The organism is Bacillus sp. SIMBA_074 (assembly GCF_046534555.1).
GTDB classification, from domain to species: Bacteria; Bacillota; Bacilli; order Bacillales; family Bacillaceae_G; genus Bacillus_A; species Bacillus_A mycoides.
Map to the genome: position 1 here is coordinate 1 of NZ_JAWRYM010001052.1, position 245 is coordinate 245.

Here is a 245-nt window from a genome sequence, read left to right on the forward strand (position 1 = left end):
CTGCCATAAATCGCTGTTACGTGAGAACATTTCTGTTTTCACACCGCAGCGCTCTTCTGCAATGACATTCAAATAGAGCAGCATTTCTGCTTTTTGAGCAGAGCCCTTTGCAAAATCAGCGGTAAAAGCTGCATAGTCCACTTGGAAATCAGGTGCATGAGCCCTTCCCCATTCTCTGATTTGCGCAAGCTGTGGACGGTCAATTTGACCTGCCAGCATGTTGGTTGCTTCAGTACCCAATTGTG

The 245-nt window shown here is 46.9% G+C and carries 1 pseudogene; it reads right to left on the reverse strand.

The window, feature by feature from the left end:
• A pseudogene (locus tag SB773_RS33970) lies at positions 1-219 on the reverse strand (HAD family hydrolase); the annotation flags it as partial.
• Between the last annotated feature and the right edge of the window lie 26 nt (positions 220-245).